Raw genomic sequence first — 20,014 nt, forward strand, 5'->3', positions numbered from 1 at the left:
TCCGTAACCAGTAACCAACAAACAAGTGAATATCGTCTTTGCCACATATCAATCCCTCATGCTCTTGAAAGGCGGACCGCGCACACAAATCTTCCAATCGAAACGTGCATTGGAGAATCTCGGTCTGTATGTATCCTTGTTTGATTCATGGAAAGAGTTAAACAAAGCAAACATGGACGTAGTGCATCTGTTCGGGGCGAACATCGGCACGTATCACCTTGCACGGGAATTACACAGAACAGGAATTCCATTTGTTGTCAGCCCGATATTTTATACACGAAAGAATTTTCAATTCGTTCGGAGTATTGTCGCCGTGGATTCATTGGTACGAACTTTTGCTAAAGGACTGTGGTCTGATTACGGATTGATAACAGATATTTGCAAATGGGCAAAACTTGTTCTTCCCAATACAACCCATGAAGCAAAACTTGTAGAAGAAGGATTCGGAATCCCGAATGAGAAAATAATTGTAGTTCCGAACGGAGTTGAGGAACGATTTTATCACGCAACACCTCAGTTATTTGTTCAAACGTATGGAGTGGAGAATTTCATTCTGAACGTCGGACATATCGGACCGGAGAGGAAGAATGTGTTTCGTTTGATTCAAGCGCTCGAAACAATCCCCCACCCTGCTGTCATCATCGGAAGAATTGAACTGACCCTAGATGGACAACGCTGTTTAGATGAAGCAAAAAAGAATCCCCGTCTGACTATCATCGAATATCTCCCGAATGATTCTGACTTGCTCGCATCTGCCTACTCAGCGTGCGATACATTTGTTCTTCCGGGATTGTTTGAAACGCCGGGCATCGCCGCACTTGAGGCGGGCTTAGCTGGGGCAAAATTAGTCGTAACCAAACATGGCGGCACAACCGACTACTTCAGGAATGATGCAGTGTATATTGAACCCTCATCGGTAGAAAGTATCAGGAACGGCATTTCATTATCCATGGAAAAAGCGAAGAACATACAACTGCGTGAACATATTAAAAAAGAGTTTGTATGGGAACGTGTGGGAGAAAAACTTCAATCGGTTTATAGTTCTCTATTCTGAAAACTCATACAAACGCATTCTCAGGGTTGCATCAATTCAATCTCACTCTCCTCTTTCCAATTCAAGCAACTTCTTCTTTCTCCAAAGTCCTCCGCCATAACCACCGAGTTCACCATCTTTATTCACAACCCGGTGACACGGAATTACAATCGCAATCCGGTTCATTCCATTGGCAGTTCCAACAGCGCGGCACGCGCCCGGCGAACCGACTCGCTTGGCTATCGCTTCGTATGAAACAGTCTTGCCGTAAGGAATTTTCAACAATTGATTCCACACGTTTTGTTGAAACGGAGTGCCGGGATAAATAAGTTTGACAGTAAATCGTTTCAACGTTCCATCGAAATATTGTTTGAGTTGGTGCTTCAAGAGTTTGATGTGCTCGTTTTCCCCCGGAACAATCGCACATTTGAAATATTTACGGAGGGAGGCGAACTGTGCATCCAACATTCTTCGCTCGGTAAATTCGAGCAAGCAAATACCTTCTGAGGTTGCGGCAACAACGAGAGGTCCCAACGGACTTTCAATCCATGATGTGACAATGCAATCTTCCGCTCTGCTCTTGCCCGGCGCTTTGCCAAACGTCTTGACAAATGCATCCCGGAAACCACTGTGAGAATTGTACCCATAACCAAGAGCAACATCATCCAAATCAACGCCAAGACGAATTTGCTCAAGCGATTTTCCCAACCTGCGGCCACGACAGTACGCCTGAAATGTCATTCCATACATTTTGAGAAAAAAACGTCTTGCACGCGCCGGGTCAATACCGATCGAGCGAAGGTATGAATCTGTGTATCGTGCAGTAGGGTCTTTATCAATAATTGTGAGAAGCCGCTCTACCCATTCCGGTTGTTTTCCGTTACTCTCAAGTGGATGACAACGTTTGCATGGACGATAACCAGCAAAGATTGCTTCTCTCTGAGTTTGATAGAACTCCACATTGTGACGAAGCGGTTTCCGCGCTGTGCATGATGGCTTACAAAATATTCCCGTGGTTCGAACAGCAAGAAAAAATACTCCGTCGTACGAAGCATCTTTCTGCGTGTATGCTCGTTCCATTTCGATTGCAGTAGGTAAAGATGTCATGTATTTTCCTGTATTAGTTTAACGATGGATATAAGATACAGGAATGGAATGAATTAATCCACCGAAAAATGGACAGGGAATTTTTTTGATTTACGATTGCTGATTTTCGATTTCAGAATTGGGGAGAAAATGCTACACCTAATTCTGAGACCGCGTTCTCTTTTCCTCAATCCATTTGAGCCATCTATTAAACGAGGTTTGACTTTCCGAGGAAGCTCGACCAAATATCAGCCCCTCAGTACTAATATCTTCATCAAGGTCAAGCCAATGAATGCCTTCCCCACTTCCAATCAATTGCCAATTATCTCGCTCTGATGCAGTTGCATAAACTAATCGTGGATACCATGAAAGTGGGACAGAAATGGTACGTCCGTCCGAAAGGTCAACTGTTAATTCATCGTCTGTGACCAAAACATTGAGGGTTCTGACTTCTTGTATTTCAATTGCTAAAGTACTCATTCCATGCTTTCAAAAAATGTTCTTTTTGTTCTTCTACTATTGTCCTAATTCGACTTATCTCCGTACGAGCAAAACCATTATTCCGCTGCAGGATGGTTGGTTCTATCCAGAATTTTGCAGTAAAGTTTTCTCGTTGTACATGCACGTGAGGTGGTTCATCTCTGTCACATGAATAGAAGTAGAACCTGTACGGACCTGTTATTAAAATTGTTGGCAATTTTTTGACTCTAAGTTGTCAAAACTTAACACAAATCAATGAAAAAACAAAAAGGTCGGCTCATCACCGACCTTCTTATCGTCATGGTGAGCGAAGTCGAACCATGATGTCATCTCGAGCGAAGTCGAGGGATTATTTCGCGCTTGTAAACAATTTCGACGCGTAATCCCAATTCACAACGTTCCACCACGCGGCGACGTAATCGGGGCGGCGGTTTTGGTACTTGAGATAATACGCATGTTCCCACACATCGAGTCCGAGAACAGGAACGCCTTTCACTTCGGCAATATCCATCAACGGATTGTCCTGATTTGGCGTCGAGCAAACAACGAGTTTGTCATGTTGCTTCACAAGCCACGCCCAACCGGAACCGAAGCGAGTGACACCGGCGTTGCCAAATTGCTCTTTGAATTTATCAAACGAACCGAAATCACGAGCAATGGCTACTGCAAGTTCGCCAGTTGGTTCGCCGCCGCCATTGGCTTTCATCCAGTTCCAGAATTGTGTGTGATTGAAATGTCCGCCGCCGTTGTTGCGAATTGCAGGCGATGCTTTTGAAACGTTCGCGAGAATTTCTTCAATGGATTTTGAAGCCCACTCTGTTCCCTCGATTGCTTTGTTGAGATTGGTAACATACGCGTTGTGATGTTTTCCGTGATGGATTTCCATCGTCATTTTATCAACGAATGGCTCAAGCACATCGTGCGCGTACGGTAATTCGGGTAATGTAAATGGCATAGTAGATTGTTCCTTTTGAGTTTGAGTAAAATAATTTGATGATAAAACTTTGGTTGATTGCAGTACGCTCGCCGCGCCGACAATCAATGACGTTTGTAAAAATTTTCTTCGTTCCATTTCAGTTCGAGCGATAATATGGATTCGTTCCACTTTGATGGTCGGTTACATCTATGATTGCACCGACTTCAGGAATATGAACCCTGATTAATTTTTCGATGCCGCTTCTTAACGTCTGATTTGCCATTCCACATCCCTGACAACCGCCACCGAGCACAAGATACACATCATTCTTCCTGACATCTGCCAACGAAACAAATCCTCCATGACTCTCAACCGATGGATTGATTTCAACTTGAAGAAGTTTCTGCACTTTCTCTCTGATAACATCTTCGCCTGGAAGTTGAGCAAACATTTCATCAGAAATTGCAGGAACACCGGATTGGATTTGCTCTCGAATCAGCGTTCCGACTTGCTTGGCGATCGGCATCCACGGCTCAAATCCGAGTTTGGAAATTTTCACAACGTTGTTTGAAATCAAAACACCGTCAACATTTTTTATTTCAAATAATTTCTCCGCGAGCGGAGAACCTTGTGCGGAGTCAATTCCGTCAAAATACATTGAGCCGTCAGCGACCGCTCTGTCAACGATAAATTGACATGCATCGTCAGAAATTATTTGTGCTTGAATTGCTATTTCGTTCATGTTTAATTTATTTCTTGATTATACTGCAAACGAACTTCCACACCCACACGTCTTTGCCGCATTTGGGTTGTTGAAGACAAAACCTTTTCCGTTCAATCCATCCTGAAAATCTAATTCTGTTCCGGCAAGATACATCAGACTTTTCTCGTCAATGTAAATTGTAACGCCGTTGGATTGAAGTACTTTGTCGTAGTGATGCTGTTCATTGTCGAAGCCAAGCACATACGAAAAGCCCGAACATCCTCCCCCCTTCACCCCGATTCGCAAGGCAAAGTCGGAAGTAAGATTTTCTTTCTTTCTGATTTCTTCAATTTGATTTATGGCTTTTTGAGTTATGAGAATTTCTTGTTTAGTTTCGATTGTAGTATCAGTTAATGTTTCCAACATACTATTCCTTTCAATTTCTATTGATTAAAAAAATCCAAGTTCAAGTTTTGCCGCTTCGGTCATCATGCTCGGATTCCACGGTGGTTCCCATACGATGTCCACAACAACCTCGTTCACACCTTTCACTGATTTCACCCGGCGAGCGACATCAGCAGGAAGCGTTTGCGCGGCAGGGCAATGGGGCGTCGTTAATGTCATTCGAACATTAACAATAGCCGTGTCGCTGATATCCACTCCGTAAATTAAACCGAGTTCATAAATGTTGACCGGGATTTCCGGGTCGTAGCACAAACGAATAGCCTCGACGACCTGCGCTTCGATGATTGTTTTTTCGATTGAACTGAGAATCTGCGGCTCATCAGCCGTCATAACTTGTACGTTTTCTTCCATGATTATTCTGTTGAAACTTGTTCTTCGTTTGATGTAAGAGCGGTGTGAAGCGTGTGCCATGCAAGACTTGCACATTTCACCCGTGCGGGAAATTCTGAAACACCTGCGAACGCAATGAGTTTTCCCAATGACTCAGCATTTGCTTCACCATTCAAGTCACCCATTACTAATTGATGGAATTTCTCAAAGAGTAGTTCTGCTTCCTGCACTGATTTTCCTTTGACGATGGAACTCATCACCGATGCCGATGCCTTCGAAATTGCGCAACCGGAACCTGTAAAACTCAAATCCTGAACAACACCATCTCTGACTTTGAGATACACAACATAATGGTCGCCGCACAACGGATTGAATCCTTCTATTTTTCTATCGGCATCTTCCATCACACGGAAGTTGCGCGGACTTTTATTGTGGTCAAGAATTACTTCCTGATATAATTCTTTCAATTCAGGATTCAACTGAAAATCTCCTTCACTTTGTTGATACCGTCAACCAATGCATCTATTTCGTTTTTTGTGTTATAAAATGCAAACGACGCTCGCGCTGTTGCAGGAACACAAAATCGTTGCATCACCAGTTGTGCGCAATGATGTCCTGTGCGGATAGCAATTCCTTCTGTATCGAGAATTGTCCCGATGTCGTGCGGATGAATTCCATCGAGGGTGAACGAAACTACTCCGGCTTTCTCTCGTGCAGTTCCGATGATTGTCAAACCATTCACTGTTGATAATTTCTCGGTTGCATATTCGAGGAGTTCCTGTTCATAGTCATGAATCGCTTCAAAATCGAGCGAGTTCAGATAATCAATTGCAACTCCAAAGGCGATTGTATCTGCAATATTCGGCGTCCCTGCTTCAAACTTATAGGGCAAATCATTGTAAATCGTTTTCTCGAACGTTACTGACTTAATCATATCTCCTCCGCCCTGATACGGCGGCATAGTTTCAAGAAGCGATTTCTTTCCGTACACAACTCCGATTCCGGTCGGACCAAACATTTTATGACTTGAGAAGACATAGAAATCGTAATCTAATTCCTGAACGTCAATTCTTAAATGAGGAATTGCCTGCGCGCCGTCAATCAAAACCGGAACATTATGCGCGTGCGCGGTTTCAATCATATGTTTGATTGGATTGACAGTGCCGAGTGCATTTGAAACATGTGTGTACGCCGCGAATCTTGTCTTATCATTGAACAACTTCACGTACTCATCAAGAATGATTTCGCCGTTATCATCAATCGGGATAACCCGTAGCGTCGCTTTTTTCTCAGCGCATAACATTTGCCATGGAACGATGTTGGAGTGATGTTCCATTCCTGAAATAATAATCTCATCTCCTTCATGAATATTCGCTCGTCCAAAAGATTGAGCAACGAGATTGATTCCTTCAGTTGTTCCGCGAGTGAAAATAATTTCCTCGCTTCGCTTGGCATTGATGTATCGTTGAACCTTCACTCTTGATTCTTCATACGCCTTCGTTGCCTGTTCGCTTAACAGATGCACACCGCGATGAACATTGGAATTGAACTCTGTGTAATACCGAACAAGAGAATCAATAACCACTTGCGGCTTCTGACTTGTCGCCGCGTTATCGAGATATACAAGCGCTTTGCCGTGAACTTGTTGACTGAGTATCGGAAAATCCTTCCTGATTTTCACAACATCAAACGTCAATTTCGTTGGTTGTGTTTGAGTGCTAATCATGCTCAGACAGGTTGTACAATTTGTCTTCCGCTATGGAGTTTTTCAAAAATCATCGGGTACAGTTTCTCACGAAGTTGTTCGTTGTTGATTCTGTCAATCACGTCATTTGCAAATGCGGTTGTTAGTGTATCCCGTGCCTGTTCTTTGCTGAAGCCACGCGACCGCAAATAAAAGATCTGATTAGCATCGAGTTGTCCGACCGTTGCGCCGTGCGTACATTTTACATCGTCTGCAAATATTTCAAGTTGAGGTTTTGTGTCAATCGTCGCCTCATCAGAAAGTAAGAGAGTTTTGTTCGTCTGTTTCGCGTCTGTCTTCTGAGCATCTTTCCTGACAAAGATTTTTCCGTTAAATACGCCGCGTGACTTTTGGTCAAGAATTGATTTGTACAATTCATGGCTCGGACAGTTTGGTTTTGCATGGTCAATCGTTGTGTGATTATCAATCAACTGCTGACCTGTTGCCAACGACAGCCCGTTCAATGTACATTCACTCCCCTCGCCGTCTAACTTGGAAAGAATATTATTCCGAGCAATTGTTCCGCCAAGTGCAATCGAGTTCGATATAAAATTACTTGCCGCTTTTTGATAGACTTGCGTTGTTCCGATATGAAACGACTGCGCACTTTCTCGTTGTAATTTTGTGTGATTGATAATCGCACCTTCATCGAGAAGTATTTCTGTGATAGTGTTTGTGAAGTAAACATTTTCTTTCAGGCAAGAATAATACTCAACGACACTGCATTTGCTCTGTTTGCCTGCAAGAATGAGATTTCGCGGATGAATCGTTACGGGCGAATCATTTTCTGATGAAAGAAAGAGACAATAAATTGGTTTTTCAATTACAATATTATCGGGAATTGAAATAAAAACTCCGTCCTGAATGAATGCCGCGTTCAAGGCATTGAACGGATTCTCTTCCGGTTTTGCAAGGGAGCCGAGATGCTGTATCGCTTTAAGAGATTGAATTGCGACGGATAGATTTTCTATCACAACACCATCCGATAGCGTATGAAGCGATGATAATTCTTCAGCAAAGAATCCATCAACAAATACTAAAAATTGAGACGATGCTTTTTCAATAATGAATTCTTCGATGTCTTTCTTGCTGACAGAAGCGACATTTGATTTTTGCGGCGATTTGAAATTCGTCTTTGCAATTTGAGAAACGTTCGTGAATCGCCATTCTTCATTTCGGTTTGTTGGAAATCCCAATCGCTCGAATGTCTCAAGAGCAGAACGTCTGAGTGCATGAAGCGACGACGTTGATTCACCGTTCAGACTTTTTTCAAACTGCTCGAAGTTTGATTTCACCCAACTATGTTGAACTGATTCTGTCATGCGGCGTGCGCTTCCTCTTTTACCCAATCATATCCCTTTTCTTCGAGTTCAAGCGCAAGTTCTTTCCCGCCTGAAAGCGTTATCTGACCGTTCTGCAACACATGCACAAAATCAGGAACGATGTAATTGAGCAATCGTTGATAGTGTGTTACAACAATTGTCGCATTGTCAGCACGACGAAGTTTGTTGACGCCATCGGCAACATCTCGAAGCGCATCAATATCAAGCCCGGAATCTGTCTCGTCAAGAATGGCAAGTTTCGGTTCAAGCACTGCCATTTGAAAAATTTCGTTACGCTTTTTTTCACCGCCGGAAAATCCTTCGTTCACTGCACGGCTGAGTAAGTTTTCAGTCAGATGAAGAACTTTCAACTTTTCCCGAACAAGTGCGAGAAACTCTACTGCATCAAGCGGTTCGAGTCCGCGATGTTTTCGGATTTCATTCAATCCTGCTTTGAGAAAATATGTATTGCTCACGCCGGGAATTTCAATAGGGTATTGAAACGCGAGGAACATTCCTTCTCTCGCCCGCTCTTCCGGATCCATATCTAAAATATTCTTTCCGTTGAAGAGCACTTCGCCTTCATTTACATCATACATTTCACGTCCGGCAAGGACCTGTGCAAGCGTACTTTTTCCCGAACCGTTTGGTCCCATAATTGCATGAACTTCCCCCGCGTTCACGGTTAAGTTCACACCTTTTAATATTTCTTTGCCATTGATTGTGGCGTGGAGATTTTTTACTTCTAACATTCGATTTCAGTTTCCAGTTTTCTGTTTTCAGTTTTCAGTTATTATATCATTTTGCATTTTTAATTTTGCATTCATCAGCCGACACTTCCTTCCAAACTTATCCCCAATAGTTTCTGCGCTTCAACAGCAAATTCCATCGGAAGTTCGCGGAAGACTTCTTTGCAGAAGCCGTTTACAATCATGTTCACGGAATCTTCCGTTGATAAGCCGCGCTGTTTGCAGTAAAATATTTGGTCTTCACCAATCTTTGATGTGGACGCTTCATGCTCAACAGTTGAAGAAGTATTTTTCACTTCAATATACGGAAACGTGTGCGCGCCACATTTATCTCCGATGAGGAGCGAATCGCATTGAGAAAAATTTCTCGCGTTTTCCGCGTTCCTGTGAACCTGAACCAAGCCACGATACGAGTTTTGTCCAAATCCGGCAGAGATACCTTTTGAGACGATTGTACTTCGCGTATTCTTTCCGATGTGCATCATCTTCGTTCCGGTATCCGCTTGCTGATAATTGTTCGCAACAGCGACAGAGTAAAACTCGCCAACTGAATTATCTCCCTGCAAAATACAACTCGGATATTTCCACGTAATTGCCGAACCGGTTTCAACCTGAGTCCATGAAATTTTTGAATTGACGCCTGCACACTTGCCGCGCTTCGTTACAAAATTATAAATTCCGCCCTTCCCTTCTTTGTCACCCGGATACCAATTTTGCACCGTCGAATATTTAATTTGAGCATTATCAAGTGCAACCAATTCAACAACCGCCGCGTGTAATTGATTCGTGTCCCGAATCGGCGCGGTGCATCCTTCAAGATAACTGACGTAACTTGCATCATCGGCGACAATCAATGTACGCTCGAACTGTCCTGTGTCTGCAGTGTTGATTCTGAAATAGGTCGAAAGTTCCATCGGACATCGAACGCCTTTTGGAACATAACAGAACGAGCCATCGGTAAACACGGCTGAGTTCAGGGCAGCAAAATAATTATCTGTGTACGGTACAATAGTCCCGAGATATTTTTTTATCAAATCAGGATATTCCTGAACTGCTTCCGAGAACGAACAGAAAATCACACCAAGCGATTTAAGTTTTTCTTTGAATGTCGTTGCGACAGAAACACTATCGAACACAGCATCAACTGCGACTCCTGCAAGGCGCATTTGTTCAACAAGTGGAATTCCAAGTTTCTCATACGTTCTTCTGATTTCCGGGTCAATGTCTTCGAGACTATTTGGTTTGACTTTTTGTTTTGGCGCAGCGTAGTAAATTATATCCTGATAGTCAATCTTCGGATAGTGAACATTGTGCCACTTCGGTTCTTCCATCGTTAACCAATGACGATACGCTTTCAATCGCCAATCAAGCAACCAACGCGGCTCACCTTTCTTGAACGAAATTAACTTGATGATGTCTTCATTCAAACCACGTGGCGCAGTTTCCGTCTCAATGTCGGTGATGAAACCGTATTTGTATTCCTGAATCGCTAACGATTCAATTGTCGGAGTTTCGGTTGACATTCTTACGGAGCCTTCTTTTCGATTCTTGGCAATGCGAATTCAGGATAGTTCAGTCGCCATGATTGATGGTCTATAGCGCTGAAGATTCCTTGCTTCACCAGTTCAGATGCAAAATCTTTTGCAAGTTCTTCACCGGCAAAGTATTTTAATTTCTTTTTCATTGTTTCCTTTGTGTAAAACATCAAACCGTAATGCAAATCCCTCAGGAAAATATTTGAATTATGAATAAGATTAAACTTCGATTTCAGATAACTCAGAAATTCAGTTTTGTTTTGAATGATGAGTTCAAGTGTGTTCATTGGTTTCTCGTTTCAGATAGTTGTTTCAGCAAATTTGTGATAATGCGGAGATAATTTTCTCAACTTTTGCACATTTTCGATTGTTCGATGTATGACGTAATCAACTTCTTCATCTGTAGTAAATCTTCCCAAACTAAATCGAACCGCTGAATGAAGTTGCTCGTTCGGGAGATGAAGCGCTTTGAGTACATGAGAAGGTTCGGGGTCGGCAGTGCTACACGCGGCGCCGGTTGATAATGCAACGTCCTTCATGCTCATCATCAAGGCGTTATTATCAACATGTAAAAAACTTAGATTGAGGTTGTGTGGTAGTCGTTGTTCGTGAGAACCATTGAGATACACTTCTTCAAGTTCGCTTTTGAATGTTGTGTACATTTTATCTCGCAAGAAACTCAATCTGCCAACTTCCACTTCTCGTTCGATAGAGCAAAGTTCCATCGCTTTAGCAAGCCCGACGATTCCCGGAACGTTCAAAGTTCCTGAGCGCATTCCTCGTTCATGTCCGCCACCATCCATTTGCATTGCAAGTTTCACTTTCGGATTTGCATTGCGAACATACAACGCGCCAATTCCTTTCGGTCCGTAAATCTTGTGTGCGTTGAACGACATCAAATCAACATTCATCTTCTCAACATTCATGTTCAGATAACCTATTGCCTGCGTCGCATCAGTATGGAAGAACACATTTTTTTGTCTGCACATTTTCCCGATTTCTGTGATCTGCTGAATAACTCCAATTTCGTTATTGGCAGTCATAACGGAAACTAAAATAGTTTTCGGTGTGAATGTGTCGAATAATTGTTGTAAATCAAGGACTCCATCACTATCAACAGGAAGATATGTTACTTCAAAACCATATTTTTCTAATCGCTTGCAAACATCTAAGACAGATTTATGCTCAGTTTGAACAGTGATGATATGATTCCCCTTCTGTCTCCACGCTTCTGCAATTCCTTTTATAGCAAGATTGTTTGATTCAGTTGAAGAACTTGTGAAGACAACTTCTCTCGTCTGCGCACCAATGAGTTTGGCAATCATCGCTCTAGATGATTCCACCGCTTCATCGGCAATCCAACCAAAACTGTATTGACGACTTGCCGCGTTTCCAAACTTCTCAGAAAAATACGGAAGCATCGCATCAAGCACTCGTTTATCCACCGGCGTTGTTGCATGATAGTCCATGTAGATTGGAGTTTTCATACCACTAACTCCATCACTGTCATTTCGGAAATCATCTTATTGATGTTTCCTTGCAATTTCATCAACGGGTCTTTGATGGTGCACATTCCGTGAATGATACAATTCTCCGGCGCTTCAATTTCGCATTGCATGAGTGCAACCAGCGGTTTATCTTCAATCGCATCAATGATTGAAGCAATCGTCATCGAAGATGGATTTTTGGAAAACGTGTAGCCGCCACGCACACCTTGGTACGAAGAAATAAATCCCCGCTTTGCCAACTTCTGCATAACTTTGGCAAGCAGGTCGTACGGCAAGTTATACCGCTCGGAAATTTCTTTCGCAGTAAAAATTTGTCCTGATTGACCCTTCGCCATGTGGCGAATTGCAATCAACCCATATTCTACACGCTTTGATAACTGAAACACTGTTTTCTAAATACGACTAATTTTGTCCGTTTTATGTCCAAAAAAGATTCCGCGTTTGCGGAATCTTTAAAGGAGACTTATGTTTAATTTACACTAATTTTTAATTTCTTGTTTTCAAGGACAGGTCCGTGCAACATCACTTCTACTTTGTCGAGGTCAATGTGAACTAACTCTTCGCAATATGCACACACCTTCGAGCCTTGTCTATCAAAATTTATCGGGTTACCGCATGATGGACAACTCGTAATGATGATTCCTAATACTTTGGCTCGGTTTTTCACAGAAATCATCTGTCGAGGGATATTTTTCGTAATCAATCTCCTTATCTTTCTCTAAATACGGTTAGAATATAAACATTTTCAGAATGAAAAAAAACTTATGTGGGAATTCTCTTAATGAGATTGACCGCCTGAGGAATATCCTTCTGAGAGAAAATAGCATTTCCGGAAACTAATACATTTGCACCGGCTTTAATTAATGCAGGTGCCGTGGTAGAATCAACGCCGCCATCAACTTCTAAGTACTGTCTTGATGATTTCATCATCGAAGAAACTCTCTCCACCTTCTTTAACATTGAGGCGATAAATTTCTGCCCTCCAAAACCCGGATTGACTGTCATGACAAGAACCAAATCTACATCTTCAATGATTTCTTCAATCGCTTTGGCTGAGGTAGATGGATTGAGCGCAACACCTGCTTTCATCCCAAATGATTTAATCTGCTGAATTGTCCGATGCAGATGTGGACATGTTTCGACATGAACTGTGAGAATATCGCTACCTGCCTGCTTGAATGCTTCGATATATCGTTCGGGTTTTTCAATCATCAAATGAGTGTCAAGCGGAAGTTTGGAAATCGAGCTGACTGTTTTTACCAGCATCGGTCCGAATGTTATGTTGGGAACGAAATGTCCATCCATAATATCAAGATGAAGCCAATCGGCTCCGCCTTTTTCGACCAACCGGATTTGCTTTTCGAGATGACGGAAATCGGCTGAGAGAAGTGAAGGAGCCACTATGATTGATTTCGGTTTACGAATTGCTGATTGCGGATTGATTTTCATTGAAAATTTATGATTGTGTCATTGACGATTGAGACTGATTTCGAATAGCCTACGGCTCGTAGAGCGAATTGTCAAATGCGAATTAGTTTATTGACAACATATGAACGAGTAACAAGTAACGAATAAAGATAACGTAAACCGATGATGAAATCTGCAATCGTCAATTAATTTTCCTCTCCTTCTGCTTGCTTTGTACTTTCCTGAGCGACAAATAAATCAATTGCTTCATCAAGCCGAACCATTTCACCAGCACGGGGAAATTGGTCAACGATAGTGTTAGGTAAAACATCAGGGAGAGATTGGTATGTTACCTTTCCAACAATTAGTCCAAGCGTAGTGAGAACTTCCGTCGCCTCGGTTAAGGTTTTGTTTACCAAATCCGGCACGGCAATTTTTTCTGAGAGACGCCCGCGACTAACGATAAGTGAAATATGTTTTCCTCGTTTGATACTTTGACGAGGAGAAATAGACTGATTAATAACAGTATTCTCCGGGTATTCGTCAGAACCTTGACGAACTACTTCTCCCAATTTCAACCCCACACTTTCAAGTTGAAATTTTGCATCGCGAAAAGTTCTCCCCCGAAGATTGGGAACAGTAACGTGTCGTTCGCCACCGCTCAACGTTAAATACACACGACGATTTTTTCGGACAAATTTTCCTTCGAGAGGATTTTGACTGATGACCGAACCGAGCGGATATTGCGGGTCATTAAGAACATCCCCTTCACGGGGGTCAAGTCCGGCAGTGGTAAGTATGTTAATCGCTTCATCTTTCGGCTTGCCAATCACCGAGGGAACCATGACCTCCTCTCGCTGACCGACATACCAGGGCATCAACAACTCATTAAAGAGAAAAAAGAATGTAAGAAACAAAGCGAATATGAGAAGCGCTTTTTTAATTCTTTGTTTGGTAATAATTTCTTTTATCTTTTTCAATCTCAGTCTGTTATTGTGCGACCAAATATAGAAAATGGAGTTTGCTTGTACAAACACAACAGGGTTTGAAGTGGTTAAAGTGGAGTACATCTGCAGGTGGACTCCACTTAAGACTGATTTTTTGCAATCATTTCATTTTGTTCTATCTTTGACTCAAATGTTTTCGACCAATTTTGAACAAGACCTTGCTCGTACCCTACTGTACTACGAGATATTTCGCTATCCGCTTACAGCAAAAGAATTGTTTGTTCTATTTCCGACAAACTCCTTAACGTTCGAAGAGTTCAAATCAAAATTAGCGGCACTCGTTCTTGAAGAAAAGTTGAAAGAATCATTTGGTTTTTATTATCTGAATAACGGCGATGAAGACTTTTCACTCTTAAGAATGGAGAAGGAACAATCTGCAAAACGAATGTTGCGACTTGCTAAATTCTTTACTTTCATCGTCAAACAATTTCCGTTCGTGCGAGGAGTGTTTCTTTCGGGCGAGTTATCTAAGAATGTAGCAACGAAAGGGAGCGATATTGATTATGTTATTGTTACAGCGCCAAATCGCCTTTGGTTTACGAGGTCTGTACTAATTCTCTTAAAGAAAATTTTTTTATTCAATAACAAAAAGTACTTTTGCTTGAATTACTTTGTTACGGAACAGCAATTCGAACTTCCTGAACGAAGTTATTACAGTGCTACGGAAATAGCACATTTGAAACCGCTATACAATTTCCCTTTGTTTCTGAAATACATCAACAGTAACGGTTGGATTAAAACATATTTTCCGAATTATTCTGTTTTCGGTTTGACTTCCGAACCAACATTTGAAACTCCCGGATTATTGCAGAAAGTGTTTGAATTTTTCCTTCAGGGCGATTGGCTCGATACTTTCGATTTATACTTAATGGATAAAATGAAACGTGTCTGGGAGAAACGATACAACATGTTTGAAAACACTATTCACGAACGGTTGTTCCGTTGCACACCGAATGAATCGCGGGCGTTCATCGGCAATTTTTCCGACCGTATTGAAAAAGAATATGAAGAGAAACTGAAAACACACAATCTTATTTAATTTGCTCAAGAAAACATTTTGCTCTCGAAATCCGAAATCCTAATATCTAATTACAAAACAAATTTTAATATAGAATGTTCAAAACAGATTTTCCAAATTATGAGACAAATATTGTTGGCTTCGGATTTCGTATTTGTTTAGAGATTAGATTTTCGATATTTGAAATTTAACCATAATCATGTTGTCCGTTCTTTTCACACATTCCTATTTTCTCCGACTCGACCCGAAAGAGTACAAGGCAATGATGCCCTACTCTCCGCTCGGGACGTTGTACGCGGCTTCCTATCTTCAAACGAAAGGATACACGCCGACGTTCTTTGATGCGATGCTTGCAGAAAGTGAACAGGAAATCATTCGACAACTTGAAAAACACAAACCCGATGTTGTCATCATTTATGATGATGATTTTAATTACCTGACAAAGATGTGTTTGAGTCGAATGCGCTCTGCGGCGTTTGAGATGAGTCGGATTGCTAAGCAATTCGGTTGCAAAGTTGTCGTTCATGGCTCTGATGCGGCTGACCATGTTGATGAATATATCGGACATGGAGCGGATTATATTATTGTTGGAGAAGGAGAACAATCACTCGGCGAGTTGATAGAGTTTCTTGAACATCCTTCAAACAAACAAATTGATTCGATTGCAGGATTGTCTTATCGTCAGGATGGAATAACGAATCACAACGCGAAGCGCGGAGTCATGCACGAATTAGATTCGCTCCCCTTCCCGGCTCGTCACTTAGTTGACAATGAAAAGTACAGAAAACTCTGGAAGCAACATCACGGATATTTCAGCTTGAACATGGTGACAACGCGCGGTTGTCCGTTTCACTGCAACTGGTGTGCAAAACCAATTTACGGTCAAGTGTACAACACACGCAGTCCGGAAAATGTTGTTGAAGAAATGTTGGCTGTGAAGAAAGATTTTCAGCCTGACCATCTCTGGTTCTGCGATGATATTTTCGGTTTGAAGCCGGGCTGGGTTCCGCGCTTCTCGGAAGTCGTTCAGCAGAAAAACGCAACTATTCCATTCAAATGTTTAAGCCGCGCTGATTTACTTCTGAAAGAAAACGCTGTCGAGCATCTTGCAAAAGCCGGTTGCCAAACAGTTTGGATTGGCGCTGAATCCGGTTCACAAAAGATTCTTGATGCGATGGACAAAGGAACTACGGTCGAACAGATTTATGATTCAACGAGACGAATGAAAGCGCATAATATTCGAGTTGGATTTTTTCTGCAGTACGGTTATCCGGGAGAAACGCGTGAAGATATTGAGAAGACGTTGCAGATGGTGAAAGATTGCCTGCCGGATGAAATCGGAATTTCGGTCTCCTACCCGCTTCCCGGAACGAAGTTTTATGAGCGAGTAAAAAATCAACTCGGCGAAAAGAAGAATTGGGTTGAAAGTCAAGACCTCGATCTGATGTTTCCCGGAGAATTTCATCCTGACTTTTATCGTGCGCTTCATAAAATTACTCACAAGCGATTTCGGATTTGGCAGGGAAAAGAAATACTTCATCGTGTTTTGAACAATCCGTTGGAGATTTCAAAAAGGAATGTACGGCAACTTGCGGCAATGGCATATCATTCTGTTACGTTGCCTTCTTTAGAGACAAAATTGAATAGTTTAGTGACTCACTCAAATAATTCAGACAAAAGTTAAAGGGAATTACCTATGAATAAATTATTGATTGGTTTGATGATTGTTGTTTTATTCTGTGGTTTTCAGACAGATTCCGGTACAGAAGATTCGGGAATTAGAATTCTATTTACAGGACAATATCATGGGAACGAAATACAGGCAGTTTCAGGAGAAGAATGGTTCGGTTTATTTAGTACATCAGATGGACATAGTTTGGATAAATGTGTAATACAAGTTGAGTTCACTGTTGATATCATACTTGACACGGGTAATCAGAAAACAGGAAAATTTGTTTCTTCTCTTTCTAATACACAACCAATATTTTTTTTGAAAGGAGATTTATTCAAACGGGGTTCCATAAAAACTCTATTCTCAGGAGATTTATCACTTGCTAACTTTGATGTTGTAACCATAAACATGAATGATTCTGATAGATATTATTTGAGAAACGTTAAAAAGAAAGTTATTGAAGATGGACATACCATTACTAAAGATGTTTTTTTACTACTAAATATTAATGCTACCCTTGACACTTTAACTTATTTTAGATTTCTCGATGATGACGGGCCACCAAAAATATTGTGGGCAGGTGATTTAGACAGAGATGGAAAATTAGACCTACTCATAGACATCGCTAATCATTACAATCTTAGAGAACCAACGTTATTTCTTTCTTCGCAAGCTAAGGAAGGTAAGTTAGTTGAAAAAGTGGCTTCCATTCGTAAAGGCGGATGCTAATAATATATGGACATCCTCCTCACACACGGCTACTTCCTGAACGAAGACGAAGCGGAACGGCGAATCATGAAACCGTATCCGCCGCTTGGGATATTGTACATCTCTTCGTATTTGAAGTCGAAGGGATTTGACGTTTCCGTGTACGACACAACGTTCAAGATGAAAACTGATTTCAGTTCGTACATTTCACAGCAACGACCGGGCATTGTGGGAATCTATGTGAACCTGATGACGAAGTTGAATGTGTTGGAGCAAATCAAACATTGCAAAGCAAACGGTTGCAAAGTTATCGTCGGCGGTCCTGATGTTCCGGAGTATGCAGAAAACTATGTTCGCTTCGGCGCAGATGTTGCCGTCATTGGTGAAGGAGAAGAAACAATGGCAGAACTTCTTCCTGCATTAACAAAAAATACTTCGCTTGAACATGTCGCCGGAATAGTATTCAAAAATGATTCGGGAGAGATAGTCCGAACTCCATCGCGTCCGCTCATCAAAAACCTCGACATGCTTCCTCTTCCCGACCGGAATGCGATTGATGTATTCCAATATGTAAACACGTGGAAAACTCATCATGGCATGGGCTCGGTCTCGTTGATTTGCGCGCGCGGTTGTCCGTTCACCTGCACATGGTGCAGTCGTTCTGTGTTTGGTGAATCGCATCGCCGTCGTTCTGTAAAGAATGTCGTTGATGAAATTGAACTGATTCGCGAAACATACAAGCCGGATATGCTCTGGTTTGCTGATGACGTCTTCACAATCCAACACAAATGGTTTTATGAATTTTATGAAGAGATGAAACGACGGAACATCAAAATTCCGTTTGAGTGTATCTCCCGTGCCGACAGACTAAGCGAGGACATCTTACAGAAAATGGCTGAACTCGGTTCGTTCAGAATTTGGTACGGCTCGGAGAGCGGTTCACAAAAGATTCTTGATGCAATGCAACGGAAAGTTACAAAAGAGGAAATTCAAACGATAACGAAGCAGGCACAGAAATATGGAATTCAGGCAGGACTTTTTGTGATGCTCGGTTATCCGGGAGAAGATATTTCCGACATTGAAGAAACAGTCGAGCATTTGAAACAATCAAACCCTGATATTTATCTGACAACGGTTGCTTATCCAATCAAAGGAACAGAGTTTTATGAACAATCGGAAGCGAACATAAAAGTTACAGGAGATTGGGAGACAGGAACTGACCGTCAGTTGAAACTTCGGGGAAGATTTTCGGACAGATTTTATTGGTTTGCAAACCGTTACATGGTGAATGAAGTCGAACAGTACAAAATGAGTTTGGACGGAAATGCAAATCAAATGAAACGTGCTGTAACATTCCTTAAAGCAAAAGCGGCACGTATTGGGATGGAACTGACAAAAGATTCCACCAACGGCTCGTAGAGTTTCATAATGCTTCACATGAACGAAATACAATCGAGTCCGTTTGATGAGATTGCGCGTGAGTATGATAAAGAGTTTGAAGAACATTGGGTAACGCAACACATCCGCTCTGTCATTTGGAAAGAGTTACTCAAGCGATTCAAACCCTCTGAGCATATTCTTGAATTGAATTGCGGAACCGGAACGGATGCATTGTACCTTGCGCGCAACGGAATACGAGTAACCGGTCTTGACGCTTCATCGAAAATGCTGGAGGTTGCTCAGAGAAAAGCCGATAATAGTATTGTTTCTCATGCGCTTACGTTTCTGAATATCAACAATGAAGACTTGAATACATTGAATGGCAAACAGTTTGACGGAGCGCTCTCGAACTTCGGCGGATTGAATTGTAATAAAGAATTGTTGAGCGTGATTTCCAATGTCGCTACATTGATTAAACCAGAAAAATATTTTGTCGCATGTTTGATTAACAGAGTCTACCCATGGGAAATTGTTTCGTTCGCAATTCGAGGAAAATTCAAATCTGCATTCCGTAGATTTCAGAAAGAAGGAATCGACGCGAGACTTGGTAAGACTTCTGTTCACGTTTGGTATTACTCGGTTGGTGAATTTATTCGAATATTGCCCCCCTATTTTTCGGTTGAAAATATTTTCGGCATTAATGTCTTCTCACCAAATCCGAATTCACGAGCGTTTATTTTCAAACACGAGTCATTAACAAAATTCCTGCTTACTTTGGACGATAAAATTACACACCGTTCTCCTTTCTACCTGTTAGGCGACCACGTTCTCGTTGTCGCCAAGCGAAAATGAGTTTGAAACTTGAATGAGCGGTTGTGCGTTAATTTATACAACAAGTTTACAGAATCAATTACCATCTATTCCATCAGTTCAATCTGACGGCAATAAAAA

Annotated in this window: 24 protein-coding genes; 6 read left to right on the forward strand and 18 right to left on the reverse strand. The window is 41.8% G+C overall.

Annotation, left to right across the window (positions count from 1 at the left end):
* Positions 1-25: 25 nt before the first annotated feature.
* Positions 26-1,054, forward strand: a complete 1,029-nt coding sequence (locus tag HY960_00395; GenBank protein ID MBI5214190.1) for a glycosyltransferase — start codon at positions 26-28, stop codon at positions 1,052-1,054.
* 42 nt (positions 1,055-1,096) lie between these two features.
* Here the strand turns inward: HY960_00395 and HY960_00400 are convergent, their stop codons facing one another.
* The 18 genes from HY960_00400 to HY960_00485 all read right to left on the reverse strand — a co-directional run bounded on the left by HY960_00400 (position 1,097) and on the right by HY960_00485 (position 14,258).
* The gene (locus HY960_00400) at positions 1,097-2,140 is read right to left on the reverse strand and encodes a methylated-DNA--[protein]-cysteine S-methyltransferase (GenBank protein ID MBI5214191.1); all 1,044 of its coding nucleotides are present in this window, start codon (positions 2,138-2,140) and stop codon (positions 1,097-1,099) included.
* 138 nt (positions 2,141-2,278) lie between these two features.
* Entirely contained in the window at positions 2,279-2,599 is a 321-nt protein-coding gene (locus HY960_00405; GenBank protein MBI5214192.1) for a DUF2442 domain-containing protein, read from the reverse strand.
* On the reverse strand, positions 2,580-2,816 hold the full coding sequence (locus HY960_00410; protein MBI5214193.1) for a DUF4160 domain-containing protein: 237 nt from the start codon (positions 2,814-2,816) through the stop codon (positions 2,580-2,582). Before HY960_00410 ends, HY960_00405 begins: the two co-directional genes overlap by 20 nt.
* A 132-nt stretch (positions 2,817-2,948) precedes the next feature.
* The gene (locus HY960_00415) at positions 2,949-3,554 is read right to left on the reverse strand and encodes a superoxide dismutase (GenBank protein ID MBI5214194.1); all 606 of its coding nucleotides are present in this window, start codon (positions 3,552-3,554) and stop codon (positions 2,949-2,951) included.
* A 118-nt stretch (positions 3,555-3,672) separates the two neighbouring features.
* A complete protein-coding gene (locus HY960_00420) occupies positions 3,673-4,257 on the reverse strand; it encodes a NifU family protein (protein ID MBI5214195.1) in 585 nt (194 codons plus the stop codon).
* A gap of 18 nt (positions 4,258-4,275) precedes the next feature.
* Entirely contained in the window at positions 4,276-4,644 is a 369-nt protein-coding gene (gene erpA, locus HY960_00425; GenBank protein ID MBI5214196.1) for an iron-sulfur cluster insertion protein ErpA, read from the reverse strand.
* Positions 4,645-4,668: 24 nt separating this feature from the next.
* Positions 4,669-5,034 carry a DUF59 domain-containing protein gene (locus HY960_00430; GenBank protein ID MBI5214197.1) on the reverse strand — a complete coding sequence of 122 codons (366 nt, stop codon included), beginning with the start codon at positions 5,032-5,034 and terminating at the stop codon, positions 4,669-4,671.
* Between the two features lie 2 nt (positions 5,035-5,036).
* Complete coding sequence (locus HY960_00435; GenBank protein MBI5214198.1) at positions 5,037-5,492, reverse strand: SUF system NifU family Fe-S cluster assembly protein; 456 nt, start codon at positions 5,490-5,492, stop codon at positions 5,037-5,039.
* The gene (locus HY960_00440) at positions 5,489-6,739 is read right to left on the reverse strand and encodes a cysteine desulfurase (GenBank protein MBI5214199.1); all 1,251 of its coding nucleotides are present in this window, start codon (positions 6,737-6,739) and stop codon (positions 5,489-5,491) included. The genes HY960_00435 and HY960_00440 overlap by 4 nt, the downstream gene beginning before the upstream one ends.
* Before the next feature lie 2 nt (positions 6,740-6,741).
* Complete coding sequence (gene sufD / locus HY960_00445; GenBank protein MBI5214200.1) at positions 6,742-8,079, reverse strand: Fe-S cluster assembly protein SufD; 1,338 nt, start codon at positions 8,077-8,079, stop codon at positions 6,742-6,744.
* Complete coding sequence (sufC, locus tag HY960_00450; protein MBI5214201.1) at positions 8,076-8,831, reverse strand: Fe-S cluster assembly ATPase SufC; 756 nt, start codon at positions 8,829-8,831, stop codon at positions 8,076-8,078. Before sufC ends, sufD begins: the two co-directional genes overlap by 4 nt.
* Before the next feature lie 74 nt (positions 8,832-8,905).
* Positions 8,906-10,351, reverse strand: coding sequence for a Fe-S cluster assembly protein SufB (gene sufB, locus HY960_00455; protein MBI5214202.1), 1,446 nt, complete (start codon positions 10,349-10,351; stop codon positions 8,906-8,908).
* Between the two features lie 2 nt (positions 10,352-10,353).
* Positions 10,354-10,650, reverse strand: a complete 297-nt coding sequence (locus HY960_00460) for a hypothetical protein (protein ID MBI5214203.1) — start codon at positions 10,648-10,650, stop codon at positions 10,354-10,356.
* A gap of 12 nt (positions 10,651-10,662) precedes the next feature.
* Positions 10,663-11,850 (reverse strand): IscS subfamily cysteine desulfurase, encoded by a 1,188-nt coding sequence (locus HY960_00465; GenBank protein ID MBI5214204.1) that lies wholly within the window; start codon positions 11,848-11,850, stop codon positions 10,663-10,665.
* On the reverse strand, positions 11,847-12,257 hold the full coding sequence (locus HY960_00470) for an Rrf2 family transcriptional regulator (GenBank protein MBI5214205.1): 411 nt from the start codon (positions 12,255-12,257) through the stop codon (positions 11,847-11,849). The genes HY960_00465 and HY960_00470 overlap by 4 nt, the downstream gene beginning before the upstream one ends.
* Positions 12,258-12,340: 83 nt before the next feature.
* Positions 12,341-12,574, reverse strand: a complete 234-nt coding sequence (locus HY960_00475) for a hypothetical protein (GenBank protein ID MBI5214206.1) — start codon at positions 12,572-12,574, stop codon at positions 12,341-12,343.
* A gap of 59 nt (positions 12,575-12,633) precedes the next feature.
* Positions 12,634-13,320: a ribulose-phosphate 3-epimerase gene (locus tag HY960_00480; protein MBI5214207.1), complete on the reverse strand. Its 687-nt coding sequence runs from the start codon at positions 13,318-13,320 to the stop codon at positions 12,634-12,636.
* A gap of 164 nt (positions 13,321-13,484) precedes the next feature.
* Positions 13,485-14,258 (reverse strand): PASTA domain-containing protein, encoded by a 774-nt coding sequence (locus HY960_00485; protein MBI5214208.1) that lies wholly within the window; start codon positions 14,256-14,258, stop codon positions 13,485-13,487.
* A gap of 157 nt (positions 14,259-14,415) precedes the next feature.
* Here HY960_00485 and HY960_00490 point away from each other — a divergent pair, with 157 nt between their 5' ends.
* The 5 genes from HY960_00490 to HY960_00510 all read left to right on the forward strand — a co-directional run bounded on the left by HY960_00490 (position 14,416) and on the right by HY960_00510 (position 19,915).
* Positions 14,416-15,324: a hypothetical protein gene (locus HY960_00490; GenBank protein ID MBI5214209.1), complete on the forward strand. Its 909-nt coding sequence runs from the start codon at positions 14,416-14,418 to the stop codon at positions 15,322-15,324.
* Between the two features lie 178 nt (positions 15,325-15,502).
* Positions 15,503-16,987 carry a B12-binding domain-containing radical SAM protein gene (locus tag HY960_00495; GenBank protein MBI5214210.1) on the forward strand — a complete coding sequence of 495 codons (1,485 nt, stop codon included), beginning with the start codon at positions 15,503-15,505 and terminating at the stop codon, positions 16,985-16,987.
* Positions 16,988-16,999: 12 nt separating this feature from the next.
* Entirely contained in the window at positions 17,000-17,704 is a 705-nt protein-coding gene (locus tag HY960_00500; GenBank protein MBI5214211.1) for a hypothetical protein, read from the forward strand.
* Between the two features lie 6 nt (positions 17,705-17,710).
* Entirely contained in the window at positions 17,711-19,102 is a 1,392-nt protein-coding gene (locus HY960_00505; protein ID MBI5214212.1) for a B12-binding domain-containing radical SAM protein, read from the forward strand.
* A gap of 18 nt (positions 19,103-19,120) precedes the next feature.
* Positions 19,121-19,915 (forward strand): class I SAM-dependent methyltransferase, encoded by a 795-nt coding sequence (locus tag HY960_00510; protein MBI5214213.1) that lies wholly within the window; start codon positions 19,121-19,123, stop codon positions 19,913-19,915.
* The last annotated feature ends 99 nt before the right edge of the window (positions 19,916-20,014 follow it).

This window comes from Ignavibacteriota bacterium (genome assembly GCA_016212665.1).
Lineage (GTDB): Bacteria > Bacteroidota > Ignavibacteria > UBA10030 > SZUA-254 > FW602-bin19.

What these genes read in the sequence shown, in the direction of transcription:
- HY960_00440 (MBI5214199.1), bottom strand. Translation starts at nt 6,739, where the DNA reads ATGATTAGCACTCAAACACAACCAACGAAATTGACGTTTGATGTTGTG.
- HY960_00400 (MBI5214191.1), bottom strand. Translation starts at nt 2,140, where the DNA reads ATGACATCTTTACCTACTGCAATCGAAATGGAACGAGCATACACGCAG.
- HY960_00490 (MBI5214209.1), top strand. Translation starts at nt 14,416, where the DNA reads ATGTTTTCGACCAATTTTGAACAAGACCTTGCTCGTACCCTACTGTAC.
- sufD (MBI5214200.1), bottom strand. Translation starts at nt 8,079, where the DNA reads ATGACAGAATCAGTTCAACATAGTTGGGTGAAATCAAACTTCGAGCAG.
- HY960_00460 (MBI5214203.1), bottom strand. Translation starts at nt 10,650, where the DNA reads ATGAACACACTTGAACTCATCATTCAAAACAAAACTGAATTTCTGAGT.
- HY960_00480 (MBI5214207.1), bottom strand. Translation starts at nt 13,320, where the DNA reads ATGAAAATCAATCCGCAATCAGCAATTCGTAAACCGAAATCAATCATA.
- HY960_00405 (MBI5214192.1), bottom strand. Translation starts at nt 2,599, where the DNA reads ATGAGTACTTTAGCAATTGAAATACAAGAAGTCAGAACCCTCAATGTT.
- HY960_00420 (MBI5214195.1), bottom strand. Translation starts at nt 4,257, where the DNA reads ATGAACGAAATAGCAATTCAAGCACAAATAATTTCTGACGATGCATGT.
- HY960_00495 (MBI5214210.1), top strand. Translation starts at nt 15,503, where the DNA reads ATGTTGTCCGTTCTTTTCACACATTCCTATTTTCTCCGACTCGACCCG.
- HY960_00510 (MBI5214213.1), top strand. Translation starts at nt 19,121, where the DNA reads ATGAACGAAATACAATCGAGTCCGTTTGATGAGATTGCGCGTGAGTAT.
- HY960_00415 (MBI5214194.1), bottom strand. Translation starts at nt 3,554, where the DNA reads ATGCCATTTACATTACCCGAATTACCGTACGCGCACGATGTGCTTGAG.
- HY960_00430 (MBI5214197.1), bottom strand. Translation starts at nt 5,034, where the DNA reads ATGGAAGAAAACGTACAAGTTATGACGGCTGATGAGCCGCAGATTCTC.
- sufB (MBI5214202.1), bottom strand. Translation starts at nt 10,351, where the DNA reads ATGTCAACCGAAACTCCGACAATTGAATCGTTAGCGATTCAGGAATAC.
- erpA (MBI5214196.1), bottom strand. Translation starts at nt 4,644, where the DNA reads ATGTTGGAAACATTAACTGATACTACAATCGAAACTAAACAAGAAATT.
- HY960_00505 (MBI5214212.1), top strand. Translation starts at nt 17,711, where the DNA reads ATGGACATCCTCCTCACACACGGCTACTTCCTGAACGAAGACGAAGCG.
- sufC (MBI5214201.1), bottom strand. Translation starts at nt 8,831, where the DNA reads ATGTTAGAAGTAAAAAATCTCCACGCCACAATCAATGGCAAAGAAATA.
- HY960_00465 (MBI5214204.1), bottom strand. Translation starts at nt 11,850, where the DNA reads ATGAAAACTCCAATCTACATGGACTATCATGCAACAACGCCGGTGGAT.
- HY960_00500 (MBI5214211.1), top strand. Translation starts at nt 17,000, where the DNA reads ATGAATAAATTATTGATTGGTTTGATGATTGTTGTTTTATTCTGTGGT.